An 18,822-nucleotide genomic window follows, 5' to 3' on the forward strand; every position below is an offset into this window, starting at 1 on the left:
GAAATTATCATTTATCAGGAGAAACAGAGTATGTCATCGAAAGCGAAGTCCTGGCTCTGGATGTTGTTGGTGATAGCGTCCGAGACCTCAGCCACCTCAACGTTAAAGATGTTCGATAACAGCGAGGGCACCACCAAAACCCTGCTGCTGGGCCTTATCGTCGTGCTGTATTGCGCCTGTTATTACGCCCTGTCGAACGCGGTGAAGTACATCCCCGTCGGTCTGGCCTACGCCACCTGGTCGGGCACCGGTATTTTGCTGGTGTCGACGCTGGGCATGGTGTTTTACGGCCAGCATCCCGATATCCCGGCGATGATCAGCATGGCGATTATCGCCAGCGGCATCGTGATTATGAACCTGTTTTCTAAAATGGGCTCGGCAGAGTCAGAGTAAGGGAGCGGCACATGTTTAATATTGGCTTTCTGTGGCTGGCATTGTCTATCGGCGCCGAAATCACCGGCACCTCGATGATTAAAAAAACCAACAGCTTTAAGAAATTCGGTCCCTCTCTGCTGGTAATCTGTGCGTACTGCCTGTGTTATTTCGCACTGACCCGGGCAATGGGCTATATGCCGGTAGGGGTGGCCTATTCGCTGTGGTGCGGCTTTGGCATCGTCGGCGTGACCGCGGTGTCGATGCTGCTGTATAAGCAAAAACCCGACCTGCCGGCCATCTTCGCCATGGCGCTGATCATCGGCGGCGGCATCATCATGAACACCTTCTCGCAGATGTAGCGTTTTCTCACCACAAAACGGCCTTCCGGTCGCCGGGATCAAAAAAGGGTCGAAGCAAGCTTCGACCCTTTTTGCTATCAAACGCGCGTTACTTGCGCTTGAGCAGCATATACACGCTGACCGACAGGAACAGCAGGCTCGGCAACAGCGCCCCCAGCACCGGCGGCATGCTGTACACCAGGCTGAGCGGGCCGAAGATCTGGTCCAGCACGTAGAACAGGAAGCCGCAGCTGATGCCGGTCACCACGCGCACCCCCATCGGCACGCTGCGCAACGGGCCGAAGATAAACGACAGCGCCATCAGCATCATCACCGCCACCGACAGCGGCGAGAAAATTTTGCTCCACATGTTCAGCTGATAACGGCTGGCTTCCTGGCCGCTCTGCTTCAGGTAATTAGCATAGTTGTGCAGACCGCTGATGGAGAGCGAATCCGGGTCCAGCGCCACCACGCCCAGCTTATCCGGCGTCAGGTTGGTCTTCCACTCCCCGTTCAGCATCTGGGTGCCGGTGACCTGCTTCTCGTTGGTCAGATCCGATGTATCCACCTGCGACAGTTTCCACACGCCGTCTTCAAAGCTGGCGGTTGCGGCATAGCGCACCGTTTCCAGCCGGCGCTGGTCGTTAAAGTGGTAGATATTGACGCCGGACAGCTCGTTCTTGCCGGAGACCCGCTCGATATAGATAAAGTCGTTGCCGTCTTTCGCCCACAGGCCGCTCTTGGTGGACAGCAGCGAACCGCCGTACATCTGCTGCGCGCGGTAGTTGCGCGCCATCTGCTCGCCCTGCGGCGCCACCCATTCGCCGATCGCCATGGTCAGCAGCATCAGCGGGATGGCGGTTTTCATCACCGAACCGGCAATTTGCAGCCGCGTAAAGCCGGAAGCCTGCATCACCACCAGTTCACTGCGCGTCGCCAACTGCCCCAGCCCCAGCAGCGCGCCCAGCAGCGCCGCCATCGGGAAGAAGGTTTCAATATCCTTCGGCACGCTCAGCAGGGTATACACCCCCGCGCCCAGCGCCGAATACTCCCCTTGCCCCACCTTGCGCAGCTGGTCGACAAACTTGATGATGCCGGACAGCGACACCAGCATGAACAGCGTCATGATAATGGTGTTGAAGATGGTTTTACCGATATAGCGGTCTAATACGCCAAACATCAGGCAGCTCCTCTCAGACGTCCGCGCAGCTTACGCATCGGCACGGTATCCCACAGGTTGAGCGCCAGCGCGATCGCCAGATACACCGCGTTCACCAGCCAGATCCACAGCATCGGGTCCAGCTTGCCCTTACCGGCGTTGGAGCGCAGCGAGGTCTGCAGCAGGAAGAAGATCAGATACAGCAGGATAGCCGGCAGCATGCTCAGCACACGCCCCTGACGCGGGTTCACCACGCTGAGCGGCACCACCAGCAGCGCCATCAGCACCACGGAGACCACCAGCGTCAGGCGCCAGTGGAACTCGGCGCGCGCGTCCTGATCGTCGGACTGCCACAGGGCGCTCATCGGCATCTGCTCGGCTTCGGTATTGTCTGCAACGACGGCGCGGTGGCCAATCACCGCCTTGTAGTCGCTGAAATCGGTGATGCGGAAATCGCGCAGCAGCGCGGTGCCCTCAAAGCGGGTGCCTTTATCCAGCGTCACCACCTGCGAACCGTCTTTCGACTGGTTGATCTTGCCATGTTCCGCCACCACCACCGACGGGCGCTGGTTGCCGTTCGGCCGCAGCTGCGCCAGGAACACGTCGTTAAAGGTGTTGCCCTTGACGTTGCCGATAAACAGCACCGCATTGCCGTCCTGCGACGGCTTGAACTGCCCTTCCGCCAGCCCGGCCACGCTCGGGTTGGCCTTGGCTTCGGCAACCACCTCATCCTGATGGCTGGAGGCCCACGGGCCGATCCAGAACACGTTGGCAGCGGCGGCGAGAGCGGTGAACAGCGCCAGCACCATCGCGGCGACAATCAGGGTGCGTTTGCCCAGGCCACAGGCGTGCATCACCGTAATTTCACTTTCGGTGTACAGCCGTCCAAGCGTCATCAGCAAGCCAAGAAACAGGCTTAACGGTAGAATGAGCTGCGCCATTTTCGGCACGCTCAGTGCGAGCAGGGATAATACTAAATTTGTCGGGACATCGCCGTCCACCGCGTCCCCTAACACCCTGACCAGGTTCTGACAAAAGAAGATCAGCAGCAGGATGAACAGGATCGCGATTTGGCTCTTGAGCGTTTCCCGTACCAGATATCTAATGATAATCACGCTTATTACGCCTGTGAAAACTTGTCTTTTTGCAGGAAAATCGATAGTTTCTTCGCTAATCCGCCATTTATTCTCATCATATGGCAACCTTCACAGCTAAAATAGTATTACAACATCAAGCCGTTTGGGTGCCCTATAGGAACAAACCTATAGTCGCCAAAACAGAACAATTTACGCCGTTCAGGTTAACATACTTTAGTTAACTCAACGGCGGGAGATCGTTACGGAGCTGGTTATTCTAGCCGTACCTCCCGCCTTTGTCTTTAAGATTCAGGAGAGTGCATGGAGTTCAGTGTAAAAAGCGGTAGCCCGGAAAAACAGCGCAGTGCCTGTATTGTAGTCGGCGTTTTCGAACCGCGCCGCCTGTCGCCTATCGCAGAACAACTCGACAAAATCAGTGATGGTTATATCAGCGCCCTGTTGCGCCGTGGTGAACTGGAAGGCAAGGTCGGCCAGACATTGCTGCTGCATCACGTGCCTAACATCCTCTCCGAACGTATCCTGCTTATCGGCTGCGGTAAAGAGCGCGAACTGGATGAACGCCAGTACAAGCAGGTGATTCAGAAAACCATCAATACCCTTAACGACACCGGCTCCATGGAAGCGGTCTGCTTCCTGACCGAGCTGCACGTCAAAGGCCGCAACACCTACTGGAAGGTGCGCCAGGCGGTGGAGACCGCCAAAGAGACGCTGTACACCTTCGACCAGCTGAAAAGCAACAAGGTGGAGCCGCGCCGTCCGCTGCGCAAAATGGTGTTCAACGTGCCGACCCGCCGTGAACTGACCAGCGGCGAACGCGCCATCCAGCACGGCCTGGCAATTTCCTCCGGCATCAAGGCGGCGAAAGATCTCGGCAATATGCCGCCGAACATCTGTAACGCCGGCTATCTGGCCTCGCAGGCGCGCCAGCTGGCGGACGCCTTCAGCACCAATGTCACCACCCGCGTGATCGGCGAGCAGCAGATGAAAGAGCTGGGCATGAACGCCTATCTGGCGGTCGGCGCCGGTTCGCAGAACGAATCATTGATGTCGGTAATGGAATATAAAGGCAATCCTAACCCGGACGCCAAGCCTATCGTGCTGGTCGGCAAGGGCCTGACCTTTGACTCCGGCGGCATCTCGCTCAAGCCGGGCGAAGGCATGGACGAGATGAAATACGACATGTGCGGCGCGGCGACGGTCTACGGCGTGATGCGCGTAGTGGCGGAACTGAAGCTGCCGCTGAACGTGATCGGCGTGCTGGCCGGCTGTGAAAACATGCCGGGCGGGCGCGCCTACCGTCCGGGCGACGTGCTGACCACCATGTCCGGCCAGACGGTGGAGGTGCTGAACACCGACGCCGAAGGCCGTCTGGTGCTGTGCGACACCCTGACCTACGTCGAGCGCTTCGAACCGGAGCTGGTGATTGATATCGCCACCCTGACCGGCGCCTGCGTGATCGCGCTCGGCCACCATATCACCGGGCTGATGTCGAACCACAACCCGCTGGCGCACGAACTGATCGGCGCCTCCGAGCAGGCCGGCGACCGCGCATGGCGTCTGCCGATGGCCGACGAATACTACGAGCAGATGGACTCCAACTTCGCCGATATGGCGAATATCGGCGGCCGTCCGGGCGGGGCGATCACCGCCGCCTGCTTCCTGTCGCGCTTTACCCGCAAGTACAGCTGGGCGCACCTGGATATCGCCGGCACCGCCTGGCGCTCCGGCAAGGCCAAAGGCGCGACCGGCCGTCCGGTCGCACTGCTGTCGCAGTTCCTGCTCAACCGGGCCGGGCAAAACGGCGACGATTAAATACCCTTCATCTTTCAAGCCGCCGCCTTGCTGGCTGCAACTTGAAATCTATTGGGTATATAATCCTCTCAGCAGCGAAGGAGCAGAGTTATCTGCTCCGTTCCCTAAAAGGGCGCAACCGACATGTTGTGCCCTGTTTTTTTATCGGCAGCGGTGGACCCAGATGAAACAGGCGACGTTTTACTTGCTCGACAATGCAGACCCGGCGGGCGCGCTCAGCGCACACGAGGCCGTGGCCTGCACCGTGGCTGCCGACGCCTTCCGCGCCGGCAAACGGGTGCTGATCGCCTGTGAAAGTCAGGAACAGGCCATCCGGCTGGATGAAGCGCTGTGGCAGCGCGATCCGCACCAGTTTGTACCGCACAACCTGGCAGGCGAAGGGCCGCACTACGGCGCGCCGGTGGAGCTGTGCTGGCCCGGCAAGCGCGGCAACGCCCCGCGCGATCTGCTGATCGCCCTGCTGCCGCAGTTTGCGGACTTTGCCACCGCTTTCCATGAAGTGGTAGACTTTGTCCCTTATGAAGAAACCTTAAAACAGTTGGCGCGCGACCGATACAAAGCCTATCGCAGCGTCGGCTTCCAATTGACCACGGCAACGCCGCCAACTCACTGAATTACGAAATAAAATGGAAAAGACAAACAGTCAGCTCGATACCGCCTACAACCCGTCCCAGATCGAACAGAAACTGTACGATCACTGGGAGAGCCAAGGTTACTTCAAGCCCAATGGCGATACCAGCCAGGAAAGCTTCTGCATCATGATCCCGCCGCCGAACGTCACCGGCAGCCTGCACATGGGTCACGCTTTCCAGCAGACCATCATGGACACCATGATCCGCTACCAGCGCATGCAGGGTAAAAACACCCTGTGGCAGGCGGGCACCGACCACGCCGGCATCGCCACCCAGATGGTGGTGGAGCGCAAAATCGCCGCGGAAGAAGGCAAAACCCGCCACGATTACGGCCGCGACGCGTTTATCGACAAAATCTGGCAGTGGAAGGCGGAATCCGGCGGCACCATCACCCGCCAGATGCGCCGCCTCGGCAACTCGGTAGACTGGGAGCGCGAGCGCTTCACCATGGACGACGGCCTGTCCAACGCGGTGAAGGAAGTGTTTGTCCGCCTGTACAATGAAGACCTGATCTACCGCGGCAAGCGCCTGGTGAACTGGGATCCGAAGCTGCGCACCGCCATCTCCGATCTGGAAGTGGAAAACCGCGAATCCAAAGGTTCCATGTGGCACCTGCGCTACCCGCTGGCCGACGGCGCGAAAACCGCCGAAGGTAAAGACTACCTGATCGTCGCCACCACCCGCCCGGAAACCGTGCTGGGCGACACCGGCGTGGCGGTCAACCCGGAAGACCCGCGTTACAAAGACCTGATCGGCAAAGAGATCGTGCTGCCGCTGGTGGGCCGCCGCATCCGTATCGTCGGCGATGAGCACGCCGATATGGAAAAAGGCACCGGCTGCGTGAAAATCACCCCGGCGCACGACTTCAACGACTATGAAGTGGGCAAGCGCCACGGCCTGCCGATGATCAACATTCTGACTTTCGACGGCGATATCCGTCAGGAAGCGGAAGTGTTCGATACGCTGGGTGAAGCCAGCGACGCGTACAGCAGCGACATCCCGGCGCAGTTCCGCGGCCTGGAGCGTTTCGCCGCGCGTAAAGCCGTGGTGGCCGCCTTTGAAGAGCTCGGCCTGCTGGACGAGATCAAACCGCACGACCTGACGGTGCCTTACGGCGACCGCGGCGGCGTGGTGATCGAGCCGATGCTGACCGACCAATGGTACGTGCGCACCGCGCCGCTGGCGAAAGTGGCGGTGGAAGCGGTAGAACAAGGCGATATCCAGTTCGTGCCGAAGCAGTACGAAAACATGTACTTCAGCTGGATGCGCGACATTCAGGACTGGTGCATCTCCCGTCAGCTGTGGTGGGGTCACCGCATTCCGGCCTGGTACGACGCCAACGGCAAAGTGTACGTCGGCCGTAATGAAGAAGAAGTGCGCCGCGACAACAACCTGGCGGCGGACGTGGCGCTCAGCCAGGACGAAGACGTGCTGGACACCTGGTTCTCTTCCGGCCTGTGGACCTTCTCCACCCTGGGTTGGCCGGAGCAGACCGACGCGCTGAAAACCTTCCATCCGACCAGCGTGATGGTCAGCGGCTTCGACATCATCTTCTTCTGGATCGCCCGCATGATCATGCTGACCATGCACTTTATCAAAGATGAAAACGGCAAGCCGCAGGTGCCGTTCCACACCGTCTACATGACCGGCCTGATCCGCGACGACGAAGGGCAGAAGATGTCCAAGTCCAAGGGCAACGTGATTGACCCGCTGGATATGATCGACGGCATTTCGCTGGAAGATCTGCTGGAAAAACGCACCGGCAACATGATGCAGCCGCAGCTGGCGGAGAAAATCCGCAAGCGCACCGAGAAGCAGTTCCCGAACGGCATTGAACCGCACGGCACCGATGCCCTGCGCTTTACGCTGGCGGCGCTGGCCTCCACCGGCCGCGATATCAACTGGGATATGAAGCGTCTGGAAGGCTACCGCAACTTCTGTAACAAACTGTGGAACGCCAGCCGCTTTGTGCTGATGAACACCGAAGAGCACGACTGCGGCTTCAACGGCGGCGAGATGCAGCTGTCGCTGGCGGACCGCTGGATCCTGGCGGAATTCAACCGTACGGTGAAAGCCTACCGCGAAGCGCTGGACAGCTACCGTTTCGACATCGCCGCCGGCATCCTGTACGAGTTCACCTGGAACCAGTTCTGCGACTGGTATCTGGAGCTGACCAAGCCGGTTATCAACAACGGCAGCGAGGCGGAACAGCGCGGTACGCGCAACACGCTGATCACCGTGCTGGAAGCGCTGCTGCGCCTGGCGCACCCGATCATTCCGTTTATCACCGAAACCATCTGGCAGCGCGTCAAGCTGCTGAAGGGCATCAGCGACGATACCATCATGCTGCAGCCGTTCCCGGCCTACGACACTGCGCTGGAAGATGAGCAGGCGCTGGCGGACCTGGAGTGGATCAAGCAGACCATCATCGCGGTGCGTAATATCCGCGCCGAGATGAACATCGCGCCAAGCAAAGCGCTGGAAGTGCTGCTGCGCAACGCCAACGGCGATGCCCAGCGCCGCGTGCAGGACAACCAGAACTTTATCGCCCGTCTGGCGCGTCTGGAATCCATCGCGCTGCTGCCTGCCGGCGAGAAAGGCCCGGTTTCCGTCACCAAACTGGTGGACGGCGCCGAGCTGCTGATCCCGATGGCCGGCTTTATCGACAAGGACGCGGAAATCGCGCGCCTGACGAAAGAGATGGCCAAGCTGGACGGCGAGATTGCCGCGATTGAAGGCAAGCTGGCGAACGAAGGCTTTGTCTCACGCGCGCCGGAAGCGGTCGTCGCCAAAGAGCGCGATCGTCTGGCGGCCTGCAAAGAAGGCAAGGTGAAACTGCAAGAGCAGCAGGCGACCATCGCCGCGCTGTAATCCCGCGGGCGCTGCAGCATGCGCCCTACGGATTGCCACACGCAGAACAGCGGGTTAACCCCCGCTGTTTTTTTTCGCCGTTGCATCCGCCCCGGCATCGGTGTTATTACAAACTATCAATACCGCACGGACGCTCCACCGGGAAATACGCCCGGTGCGCTTGCTGCTGGAATAAAAACAATGACGATCTTTTTTGGATGGCGAGAGCAAACATGACAACCGCAACACCCGTGCGCCTGCAGGTGCGCCCCATCACGGCGGCCGATAACGCCGCCATCGCCCAGGTGATCCGCGAGGTGTCCGCCGAGCACGGCCTCACTGCGGATAAGGGCTACACCGTTTCCGACCCGGATCTCGATGCGCTGTATCAGCTGTACAGCCGGCCGCGCAGCGCCTACTGGGTGGTGGAACTCAACGGCCAGGTGGCCGGCGGCGGCGGCGTCGCTCCGCTGCCGGGTGGCGAGGCGGACGTGTGCGAACTGCAGAAGATGTATTTCCTGCCATCGCTGCGCGGACAGGGGCTGGCAAAACGGCTGGCGCTGCAGGCGCTGGACTTCGCCCGTGAACAGGGCTTCCTGCGCTGCTATCTGGAAACCACCGCCAGCCTGACGCAGGCCGTTGGCCTGTATCAGCACCTTGGCTTTGTCCATATCGACCATGCCATGGGCCACACCGGCCACGGCGACTGCGAAGTCACCATGCTCAAGATGCTGTAACCCCCGCCCAATGCCGCCGTGGACACCCTGCCCACGGCGAACCCATTAACATCAGAATTATTGATTTTTTCAGAAAGAAATCTGCCATATTCAATCAGTTAAATTCACGAAAAATCATTTCTTCATAATTTATTGTGATATTCATTAATAAATTAATGAAAGCATGTTTGACCGCCCTGCCGGCTGAACTACGCTGCTATCAGCGATTCGTTCAGCCAACAGGGAGTGCCTATGTCAGACAACCGTTTTGATTACATCATCGTCGGCGCCGGCTCGGCCGGCTGCGTGCTGGCGGCGCAGCTGATCCGCCGCACGCAGGCGCGGGTATTACTGCTGGAAGCCGGCGGCGACGACAATAATCTGTTTATCAAAATGCCGGCCGGGGTGGCGAAGATTATCGCCAAGAAAAGCTGGCCCTATGAAACCGAACCGGAACCGCACGCCAATAACCGGCGCATGCAGATCGCCCAGGGGAAAGTGCTGGGCGGCAGCAGCTCGGTCAACGGCATGATCTATATCCGCGGCCAGCAGCAGGACTTCGACGCGTGGGAGCAACAGTACGGCTGCCACGGCTGGGGCTACCGCGATGTGCTGCCTTATTTCAAACGCGCGGAGGCCAACGAAAGCCTGTGCGGCGAATTTCACGGCGACGACGGGCTGCTGCCGGTCAGTGAAAACCGCTATCGCCATCCGCTCAGCATGGCGTTTATCCGCGCCGGGCAGGAGCTGAACCTGCCCTATCGCAACGACTTCAACGGCGACAGCCAGCACGGCGTCGGCTTCTACCAGACCACCACCCGCAACGGCGAACGCGCCAGCACCGCGCGCACCTACCTGCAGGCAGTGCGTGACCAGCAGCGGCTGGTGGTGAAACTTAACGCGCTGGCGCACCGGGTGATTATTGAAGACAACGTCGCCCGCGGCGTGGTGTACAGCCAGAACGGCGGCGCGGAGGTGAGCGCCTTCGCCGAACGGGAGGTGATTATCAGCGCCGGCGCGGTCGGCTCACCCAAACTGCTGATGCTGTCGGGCATCGGCCCGCGCACGCACCTGGAATCGCTGGGCATCACGCCGCTGGCCGACCTGCCGGTGGGCAAAAACTTCCACGACCATTTGCATATGTCGATCAACGCCAGCACCCGGCAGCCGGTCAGCCTGTTCGGCGCCGACCGCGGCCTGCAGGCGCTGCGCCACGGCGCGCAGTGGCTGGCGTTCCGCAGCGGCGTGCTAACCTCCAATATCCTGGAAGGCGCGGCCTTTGCCGACAGCCGCGGCGGCGATCGTCCCGACGTGCAGGTGCACTTCCTGCCGCTGCTCGACGGCTGGGACGATGTGCCGGGCGAACCGCTGCCCGAAACCCACGGCATTACGCTGAAGGTCGGCTACCTGCAGCCGAAGGCGCGCGGCGAGGTACTGCTGCGCAGCCGCAACCCGGCCGATGCGGTCAAGCTGCACGCCAACTACCTTGGCCACCCGGAAGACCTGGCCGGCTGCGTGCGCGCGGTAAAATTCGGCCTGCGTTTTCTGCAGACCGCGGCGCTGAAGCCATTAGTCAAAGAGGTGCTGATGCCGCAGCCGGACTGGCAGCGCGATGACGCGCAGCTGGAGGAGTTTGTGCGCAACTTCTGTAAAACGGTGTATCACCCGGTGGGCAGCTGCCGCATGGGGCAGCACGCCACGGATTCGGTCACCGATCTGCAGCTGCGGGTGCATGGTTTTGAGCGGCTGAGAGTGGTCGACGGTTCAGTGATGCCGCAGGTTACCAGCGGCAACACCAATGCGCCGACCATTATGCTGGCCGAGAAGGCCGTCGATCTGATCCTCGGCGCGCCGGATTAAGCCGGCAGGCCGCTGTGGAAGCGGAACTCGCTGTCCGGCGACAGGATCAGATCCGCTTCGAGACGGCCGAAGTAGGCGACGCGCTCGCTGATATCTTCCTCGCCGGCGATCTGCTGCGCCAGCGTCAGGTAATCCTGGTAGTGGCGCGCTTCCGAACGCAGCAGCGACAGGTAGAAACGGTGCAGCTCGTCGTCCAGATGCGGCGCCAGCTTGGCAAAGCGCTCACAGGAGCGGGCCTCGATATAGGCGCCGCAGATCAGTTTATCGATCAACGTCGCCGGATCGTGGGTGCGCACCTCTCGGATCATCCGCTTGGCGTAACGGCTGGCGGTAATCTTCTTATAGGCAATGCCGCGCGACTGCATAATTCCCAGCACCTGAGAAAAGTGGTGCAGCTCTTCTTTAATCAGCAGCACCATTTTATCCACCAGATCCTGGCCGTAGGCGGAGCCCTGCTTCGGCAGCAGTTTCCGGGTGAACTGGCTCTGGTTGAACAGCGCGTCCGGCACGCCCTGCTCTTCATGCACAAACGTCTCATACGGCTTCAGCAGCGCCAGCAGCGCATCGCCGCTCGCCTTGTCCACCACGTAGCGGCGGATCAGCCACATGCCGGTCTGGGCGGCCTTAAGCTCGCACACCAGATGGTCGGTCAGCAGCAGCGACAGGTTTTCCGGCCGGCGCGCGGCGTCGATCCAGCCGTCCGGGGTTTCACAGTGCAGAAAAGAGAGAATCGGGGCAAGTAACGATGGGTAATTCATAAGATCTTCAAAGGCCGGCGGGAGCCGGCCCTACAGAGTGGTTAACAGGGAAACGATCAGTGGCGCTTGCCGTCGTCGTCTTCGTCGATAAATTCGCCGTCTTCTTCGTCGCCGTCTTCGCCGTCCGGGTCTTCAAAATAGGTGCCCCAGCCGTCGTAGTTAACGCCGCATTTTTCCGCCAGCGCCACCAGTTGCTCAACCTGCGCGTCGATCACGTCCGGGTTCAGGCCCACTTCGCTGATCACGTCGCAGCACATCAGCACCTGGCCGTCTTCCACTTCCAGCTCTTCGGCGTCGGTCACTTCGTAGCCCAGTTTGAAGGCTTCCACCGCGGCCTTCTCCAGAATTTCAAACTTTTCGGCAGAGAAATGGTGCTCGATGGTGTAGAGTGCGTCCGGATCGCTGCCGTCTTCCAGCAGTTCTTCAATGATCAGACGCGTCTCTTCCCGTTGTTCTTCCAGCAATTCGCGGTTTGCCATGACTCTATCCTCAATAAATGGCTTTTACTCCTTCTATTTTCACACAGCGTCGGCGCCGCTGCCACGTTAATCACGAAAGATTTCCGCCCCGGGGTTGAATTTGAATATTCATACATATAAAGTGAATTTTAATTCAAAATAGACAATAAAGGATACCTGGCGATGAGCAGCATAAACCCTTTTTACCAGCGGCATTTTTTACGCTTGATGGATTTCACCCCGGCAGAGCTGCAGGCGCTGCTGCAGCTGGCCGCCGATCTGAAACAGGCAAAAAAGCAGGGTCGTGAAACCCGCCGTCTGCAGGGGAAAAATATTGCGCTCATCTTTGAAAAAGACTCCACCCGCACCCGCTGCGCGTTTGAGGTCGCCGCGTTCGATCAGGGCGCGCAGGTCACTTATCTCGGCCCGAGCGGCAGCCAGATCGGCCATAAAGAGTCGATGAAAGACACCGCCCGGGTGCTGGGGCGCATGTATGACGGTATTCAGTACCGCGGCTACGGCCAGCCGCTGGTGGAAACGCTGGCGCACTACGCCGGCGTGCCGGTCTGGAACGGCCTGACCGATGAGTTCCACCCGACCCAACTGCTCGCCGACCTGCTGACGGTGCAGGAACACCTGCCGGGCAAACCGCTGTCGGCGGTGAAGTTCGCCTACCTCGGCGATGCGCGCAACAACATGGGCAATACACTGCTGGAGGCGGCGGCGCTGACGGGTATGGATCTGCGTCTGGTAGCGCCCAAGGCCTGCTGGCCGCAGGCGGAACTGGTGGCGGAGTGCCAGGCGCTGGCCGAACGCCAGGGCGGTAAAATTACCCTGACCGAAGATATCGCCGTCGGGGTGAAAGACGCCGACTTCCTGTATACCGACGTCTGGGTATCGATGGGCGAGCCAAAGGAAGTGTGGCAGGAGCGCATCGCGCTGCTCAAACCTTATCAGGTCAATATGGCGATGCTGCGCCAGACCGGCAACCCGCAGGTCAAGTTCCTGCACTGCCTGCCGGCGTTCCACGACGACCAGACCACGCTCGGCAAACAGATGGCCGAGCAGTACGGCCTGTACGGCGGCATGGAGGTCACCGACGAGGTGTTTGAGTCGCCGCACAGCATCGTGTTCGATCAGGCGGAGAACCGTCTGCACACCATCAAGGCGGTGATGGTCGCCACCCTGAGCCGTGAAGGGTAAGAAAACGATCCCTTTCGCCTGATTTAGGCTAAGCTCAACACCATATTGCCGGGGCGCGTCACGCACGGGCAATGGGAGAGCGGGTTGCGGCCCGCTCTCCCTTTTCCGTTTTTTCCTGCCGGCCAATCGATTGCTAAAATCCCTTTTTAACGTTTGCAGCGGCGTCCGTCGCGGGTATAATGCGCGGCAATTTGCCAGGAGAAAGCATGAACAACAGCATCACTTTTGCACCGCAAAACCGGCTGCCAATCGGCGGTCAGCTGGCGTTCTTTCTCCTGTTGCCGGATCGATCTTATTAAAAGGCCCCTCGTTGAGGGGCTTTTTTTTGCCTGCAAGACAGAGCAACACCGCGTTTGTTAACCGCCCCGCGCCACGGGCATGCGTCGAGGAGAGTGAAAAATGGCCAACCCGCTGTATCACAAAAACATCATCTCTATTAACGATCTCAGCCGTGAAGATCTGGAATTGGTGCTGCGCACCGCCGCCAGTCTGAAGGCGCACCCGCAGCCGGAACTGCTGAAGCACAAGGTCATCGCCAGCTGTTTCTTCGAGGCCTCGACCCGCACCCGCCTGTCGTTTGAAACCGCCATTCAGCGCCTGGGCGCCTCGGTGGTCGGCTTTTCCGACAGCAGCAACACCTCCCTCGGCAAAAAAGGCGAAACGCTGTCCGACACCATTTCCGTCATCAGCACCTATGTCGACGCGATTGTGATGCGCCACCCGCAGGAGGGCGCGGCGCGCCTGGCCTCCGACTTCTCCGGCAATATCCCGGTGCTTAACGCCGGCGACGGCGCCAACCAGCACCCGACGCAAACACTGCTGGACCTGTTCACCATTCAGGAAACGCAGGGGCGGCTGAGCAATATCAACATCGCCATGGTCGGCGACCTGAAGTACGGCCGCACGGTGCATTCCCTGACCCAGGCGCTGGCCAAGTTCGAAGGCAACCGCTTCTATTTCATCGCCCCGGACGCGCTGGCGATGCCGGGCTATATCCTGAAGATGCTGGAGGAGAAAGGCATCGCCTACAGCCTGCACAACAGCATTGAGGAAGTGGTGCCGCAGTTGGATATTCTGTATATGACGCGCGTGCAGAAAGAGCGCCTCGACCCATCGGAATACGCCAACGTGAAGGCGCAGTTCGTGCTGCGCGCCGCCGATCTGGCCGGCGCGCGCGACAATATGAAGGTGCTGCACCCGCTGCCGCGCATCGATGAAATCACCATCGACGTCGATAACACGCCGCACGCCTACTACTTCCAGCAGGCGGGCAACGGCATTTTCGCCCGGCAGGCGCTGCTGGCGCTGGTATTAACCGCAGAACTGGACTTTTAAGGGGGAACCGTCATGACGCACGATAACAAACTGCAGGTTGAAGCCATCAAATGCGGCACGGTGATCGACCACATTCCGGCGCAGGTCGGCTTTAAGTTGCTGACCCTGTTCAAACTGACCGCCACCGACCAGCGCATCACCATCGGCCTGAACCTGCCTTCGAAAGAGCTGGGGCATAAAGATCTGATCAAGATTGAGAACACCTTCCTGACCGAACAGCAGGCCAACCAGCTGGCGATGTACGCGCCGAAGGCCACGGTCAACCGTATCGACAATTATGAAGTGGTGCACAAGCTGACCCCCAGCCTGCCGGACCATATCGACGGCGTGCTGACCTGCCCGAACAGCAACTGCATCAGCCGCAGCGAGCCGGTGCCTTCCAGCTTCAGCGTAAAATCCCGCGCCGACGCGGTGCACCTGCAGTGCCGCTACTGCGAAAAAGAGTTTGAGCATCAGGTGGTGCTGCAGGCCGGATAAAATTTAGCGTTTCATGTCGGGCGTCCGCTGTTCATCTGCCGGCGACGCCCTATAATGGGGTTTCCGAAGCTCTCTACCCACGTTGATACCTGACGGATTTTCGCCGCAGCGCGGCCTAAACCCGCAGGGAAAATCAGGAGAAAACATGTCACGTAACATCAGCACTGAACTCGCACCGGCAGCCATTGGTCCTTACGTGCAGGGCGTTGACCTGGGCAGCATGATCATCACTTCCGGCCAGATCCCGGTCGATCCGAAAACCGGCGCCGTAGCCGACGACATCGCCGCGCAGGCGCGCCAGTCGCTGGAAAACGTGCAGGCGATCGTCGAAGCCGCCGGCCTGAAGGTCGCCGACATCGTTAAAACCACCGTGTTCGTCAAAGATCTCAACGATTTCGCCACCGTGAACGCCACCTACGAGGCGTTCTTCAGCGAGCACAATGCGCCGTTCCCGGCCCGCTCCTGCGTGGAAGTAGCGCGTCTGCCAAAAGACGTGAAGATTGAAATCGAAGCGATTGCCGTGCGTCGTTAATTCTGACGGCAAGCTAAATTGACAGCGGTCGGCTTATGCCGGCCGTTTTATTTTATAGGATAATTATTACTTCCTTTAAAACAAGCAGTAATACAATTTACCACTAAATTTAATTTAAATTTACCAAAGCTAGCTATAATTAATTTTCGTCCGGCCGGGCAGCATCACTCCATTATCTCTTTATACCCATATTTGCTATCAGGAGAGAACCATGGCCCATCACGTATTGGATGCATTTATCCAACAGGTTTCCACGTTTCCAAATAGCCCGGCAATTATAGATAAAGACGAAAATATAATGAGTTATCAACAGCTCGATACGCTCAGCGATCGTCTGTGCGCCTTGCTACAACAGTCTGGCATCGGCCCCGGCGATCTAGTTCCGCTGCTGGCACAGCGTACGCCGCAGCTGATTATCGGCATACTGGCGATTGTCAAAACCGGCGCCGCTTATATTCCTCTGGACAGCAGCTATCCTGAAGAACGGATCAAATACATTATCGAACAAAGCCGCTCACCAATTATATTGTCCGATCATAAACATAATACTAAAATAAATCAGTACGACAGCGAGAAAATAATTCACATCGATACTATTCCAAACGACATAGTATTAAATAGTCGACAGGTTGATATTCCGCAGCACACGCTGGCGTATGTTATTTTTACCTCCGGCACTACCGGCACGCCAAAAGGCGTGATGGTCGAACACCATTCGCTGTGGAATATCATCCGCTGGCACAATCAACAATTCGCCATGGACGCCGACTGCCGCACCACGCTGAACGCCGGCATCGGTTTTGACGTCGCGCAATGGGAGATTTGGTCGGCGCTGACCAGCGGCGCCGCGCTGTGCCTGCCTGCGGAAGATCTGCGCCTGCAGCCCGCCGCACTGCTGCAGTTTTTTGCCGACCGACGGCTGACCCACGCCTTTGTGCCGACGGTGCTGGTGCCGGATGTGGTGCGCGCCGACAAGCCGGCGCAACTGGTGCTGCGCTACCTGTTCACCGCCGGCGAAAAACTCGCCCCGCTCGACCCAACGCCGCTCGGCAGCCCGCTGATTGACTACTACGGCCCGACCGAAGCGACCATCTTCGCCACCTATAATTCGCTCACCTGCGCCGCCGATGCCGCCACCGCCAGCATCGGCCGCCCGGTCACCGACACGGAAATCTTTATTCTGGATGAACAGCTGCAACCGGTCAGCGGCGATACGCCCGGCGAACTGTTTATCGGCGGCAGTTGCCTGGCACGCGGCTATCTGCATAACCCGCAGCTCACGGCCGAAAAATTTCTCCAGCCCGCCGGGTTTAACGGTAAACGCCTGTACCGCAGCGGTGACCGTGCCCGCTGGCTGGCGGACGGTCGTATTCAGTTCCTCGGCCGGCTGGACGATCAGATCAAGATCCGCGGCAACCGCATCGAACTGGGCGAGATTGAGAGCGTGATAATGCAGACGCCCGGCGTCAACGCGGCGGTCGCGCTGGTGACGAATCCAGAGCATGCCATCGATAAAAAAATTATCGCCTGCCTGGTGGCCGACACCGCCCAGCCAGCGCTGATTGAGGCCGTAAAAGCACGGCTAAAAAAGACACTCCCATCTTACTTCCTGCCGGCCGATTACCTGCTGCTGCCGCGTTTGCCGCTTAACGCCAACGGTAAAACCGACAAGGCGGCGCTGCTGACACACTACGCCGCCAACCGCACTGCCGGCGACGACGCCCTGCCGAACGCCGCACAGGAACAGGTCGCCGCCGTCTGGCGCGAGCTGCTGGAACTCAGCACAATCGGTGCCGATGACAACTTCTTTGACGTCGGCGGCCATTCGCTGCTGGCGGCCCGGCTGGCGGAGACCATCGGCCAACGGCTCGGGGTGAAAACCTATGTGCGCGATATTTATGAATACCCCACCGTCACCACGCTCACCACCGCGCTGGCGCAACGCGCCGGGCAGGCGCAGTCGGAGCTGGACAGCGAACCGGTGCGCGCGTTGCAGGAAGATGCAAAATTAACGCCGGACGTCCATATCAATCCACACTATGAACCGCAGCAACTGACCGATCCGCGCGCCATTCTGCTGACCGGTGCCAGCGGATTTGTCGGCTCACACCTGCTGGCGGATCTGCTTGCCACGCGTCAAGCGGATATTTACTGCATGGTGCGCGAAGGCAGCGCCGAGCAGGCCGGCAAACGCCTGGATGCGGTACTGCAAAAACACCACATCGTCCTGAGCACCGAACAGCGCAGTCGGGTATATGTCGTGCCCGGCGATCTGGCGGAACCGCATTTCGCGCTGCCCGATGAGCAGTATCAGCAGCTATGCCGACAGATCGATCTGATTTATCACTCCGCCAGCGCGGTGAACTTTATCCAGCCCTACTCCTACATGAAGCGCGACAATGTGCAGGGCCTGAACGAAGTTATCCGCTTCGCCGCTCACCTGCGCACCAAACCGCTGATGCTGCTGTCCACCATCTCCGTCTATAGCTGGGGACATCTGCACACCGGTAAACGGGTAATGCTGGAGAGTGACGACATCGACCAGAACCTGCCGGCGGTGCTCAGCGATCTTGGCTATGTGCGCAGTAAGTGGGTAATGGAAAAAATCGCCGATCTGGCGGCGCAACAAGGGTTACCGCTGATGACCTTCCGGCTGGGTTACGCCACCAGCCACAGCCAGAGCGGCGTCAGCGCCGACTATCAGTGGTGGGGACGCCTGGTGAAAACCTGCCTGAGCAGCGGCACGGTGCCTGAGCTGCATGACCTGCGCGAAGGCCTGACCACGGTGGATTATATGACGCGCACCATTGCGCATATCAGCCGTAACCCACAGGCTCTAGGGCTGAAATTCAATCTGATTCATCAGGATAGCAACAACCTGACGCTGCAGCAGTTCTTCCAGCGGCTGGAGCACTATTTCGGTTACCGCTTCCGTCAGATGCCGTACCACGACTGGCTGGCGCAGTGGCAGCATGATGAAAACGCGCCCCTGTACCCGCTGCTCAGCCTGTTCCGCGACAACATGTCGCATGGCCAGGCGGCGGTGCAACTGTATCAGAATACCTATCAGTGGGACTGCAGCAACGTGAAGCGCTTTCTGACCGGCAGCGGCATTGAGGAGCCGCGCTTCACCCGGCAGGAGCTGGAAAACTACCTGTACCGGCTCACCGGCAAAGTGCCGATCTCGCTGACGGCATAGCCAAACGGCGGGCCGGCAATG

Annotated in this window: 16 protein-coding genes; 12 read left to right on the forward strand and 4 right to left on the reverse strand. The window is 59.4% G+C overall.

Annotation, left to right across the window (positions count from 1 at the left end):
- Positions 1-30: 30 nt before the first annotated feature.
- Both HF675_RS21095 and HF675_RS21100 read left to right on the forward strand, forming a co-directional pair.
- On the forward strand, positions 31-393 hold the full coding sequence (locus HF675_RS21095) for a multidrug efflux SMR transporter (RefSeq protein ID WP_105233196.1): 363 nt from the start codon (positions 31-33) through the stop codon (positions 391-393).
- 11 nt (positions 394-404) lie between these two features.
- Positions 405-734 carry a multidrug efflux SMR transporter gene (locus HF675_RS21100; RefSeq protein WP_015670686.1) on the forward strand — a complete coding sequence of 110 codons (330 nt, stop codon included), beginning with the start codon at positions 405-407 and terminating at the stop codon, positions 732-734.
- A gap of 88 nt (positions 735-822) precedes the next feature.
- On the opposite strand, the gene lptG is transcribed toward HF675_RS21100, so the two are convergent.
- Positions 823-1,893, reverse strand: a complete 1,071-nt coding sequence (gene lptG, locus HF675_RS21105) for an LPS export ABC transporter permease LptG (protein ID WP_105229582.1) — start codon at positions 1,891-1,893, stop codon at positions 823-825.
- Positions 1,893-2,987, reverse strand: coding sequence for an LPS export ABC transporter permease LptF (lptF, locus tag HF675_RS21110; RefSeq protein ID WP_105229581.1), 1,095 nt, complete (start codon positions 2,985-2,987; stop codon positions 1,893-1,895). The genes lptG and lptF overlap by 1 nt, the downstream gene beginning before the upstream one ends.
- A gap of 282 nt (positions 2,988-3,269) precedes the next feature.
- On the opposite strand from lptF, the gene pepA reads away from it, so the two are divergent.
- The 5 genes from pepA to HF675_RS21135 all read left to right on the forward strand — a co-directional run bounded on the left by pepA (position 3,270) and on the right by HF675_RS21135 (position 10,839).
- A complete protein-coding gene (gene pepA / locus HF675_RS21115; RefSeq protein WP_105229580.1) occupies positions 3,270-4,781 on the forward strand; it encodes a leucyl aminopeptidase in 1,512 nt (503 codons plus the stop codon).
- Positions 4,782-4,944: 163 nt separating this feature from the next.
- Positions 4,945-5,394, forward strand: a complete 450-nt coding sequence (locus HF675_RS21120; protein ID WP_105229579.1) for a DNA polymerase III subunit chi — start codon at positions 4,945-4,947, stop codon at positions 5,392-5,394.
- Positions 5,395-5,407: 13 nt separating this feature from the next.
- Positions 5,408-8,284, forward strand: coding sequence for a valine--tRNA ligase (locus HF675_RS21125; RefSeq protein ID WP_187043738.1), 2,877 nt, complete (start codon positions 5,408-5,410; stop codon positions 8,282-8,284).
- 212 nt (positions 8,285-8,496) lie between these two features.
- Entirely contained in the window at positions 8,497-9,000 is a 504-nt protein-coding gene (locus HF675_RS21130; RefSeq protein WP_105229577.1) for a GNAT family N-acetyltransferase, read from the forward strand.
- A 231-nt stretch (positions 9,001-9,231) separates the two neighbouring features.
- On the forward strand, positions 9,232-10,839 hold the full coding sequence (locus tag HF675_RS21135) for a GMC family oxidoreductase (protein ID WP_187043739.1): 1,608 nt from the start codon (positions 9,232-9,234) through the stop codon (positions 10,837-10,839).
- On the opposite strand, the gene HF675_RS21140 is transcribed toward HF675_RS21135, so the two are convergent.
- Positions 10,836-11,597 carry a tRNA isopentenyl-2-thiomethyl-A-37 hydroxylase MiaE gene (locus HF675_RS21140; RefSeq protein ID WP_105229575.1) on the reverse strand — a complete coding sequence of 254 codons (762 nt, stop codon included), beginning with the start codon at positions 11,595-11,597 and terminating at the stop codon, positions 10,836-10,838. The two genes, HF675_RS21135 and HF675_RS21140, sit on opposite strands and share 4 nt — an antisense overlap.
- 56 nt (positions 11,598-11,653) lie before the next feature.
- Positions 11,654-12,076 carry a ribonuclease E inhibitor RraB gene (gene rraB, locus HF675_RS21145; protein WP_105229574.1) on the reverse strand — a complete coding sequence of 141 codons (423 nt, stop codon included), beginning with the start codon at positions 12,074-12,076 and terminating at the stop codon, positions 11,654-11,656.
- Positions 12,077-12,238: 162 nt separating this feature from the next.
- On the opposite strand from rraB, the gene argF reads away from it, so the two are divergent.
- The 5 genes from argF (at position 12,239) to HF675_RS21170 (ending at position 18,801) form a co-directional block, all read left to right on the forward strand.
- A complete protein-coding gene (gene argF, locus HF675_RS21150; protein ID WP_111737832.1) occupies positions 12,239-13,258 on the forward strand; it encodes an ornithine carbamoyltransferase in 1,020 nt (339 codons plus the stop codon).
- Between the two features lie 399 nt (positions 13,259-13,657).
- Positions 13,658-14,593 (forward strand): aspartate carbamoyltransferase, encoded by a 936-nt coding sequence (pyrB, locus tag HF675_RS21155; protein ID WP_105229572.1) that lies wholly within the window; start codon positions 13,658-13,660, stop codon positions 14,591-14,593.
- A gap of 12 nt (positions 14,594-14,605) precedes the next feature.
- The gene (gene pyrI / locus HF675_RS21160) at positions 14,606-15,070 is read left to right on the forward strand and encodes an aspartate carbamoyltransferase regulatory subunit (RefSeq protein ID WP_105229571.1); all 465 of its coding nucleotides are present in this window, start codon (positions 14,606-14,608) and stop codon (positions 15,068-15,070) included.
- A gap of 145 nt (positions 15,071-15,215) precedes the next feature.
- The gene (ridA, locus tag HF675_RS21165; protein WP_105229570.1) at positions 15,216-15,602 is read left to right on the forward strand and encodes a 2-iminobutanoate/2-iminopropanoate deaminase; all 387 of its coding nucleotides are present in this window, start codon (positions 15,216-15,218) and stop codon (positions 15,600-15,602) included.
- A gap of 211 nt (positions 15,603-15,813) precedes the next feature.
- A complete protein-coding gene (locus HF675_RS21170; RefSeq protein ID WP_187043740.1) occupies positions 15,814-18,801 on the forward strand; it encodes an amino acid adenylation domain-containing protein in 2,988 nt (995 codons plus the stop codon).
- Positions 18,802-18,822: the final 21 nt, after the last annotated feature.

This window comes from Serratia sp. JUb9, assembly GCF_014298095.1.
Lineage (GTDB): Bacteria > Pseudomonadota > Gammaproteobacteria > Enterobacterales > Enterobacteriaceae > Serratia_B > Serratia_B rhizosphaerae.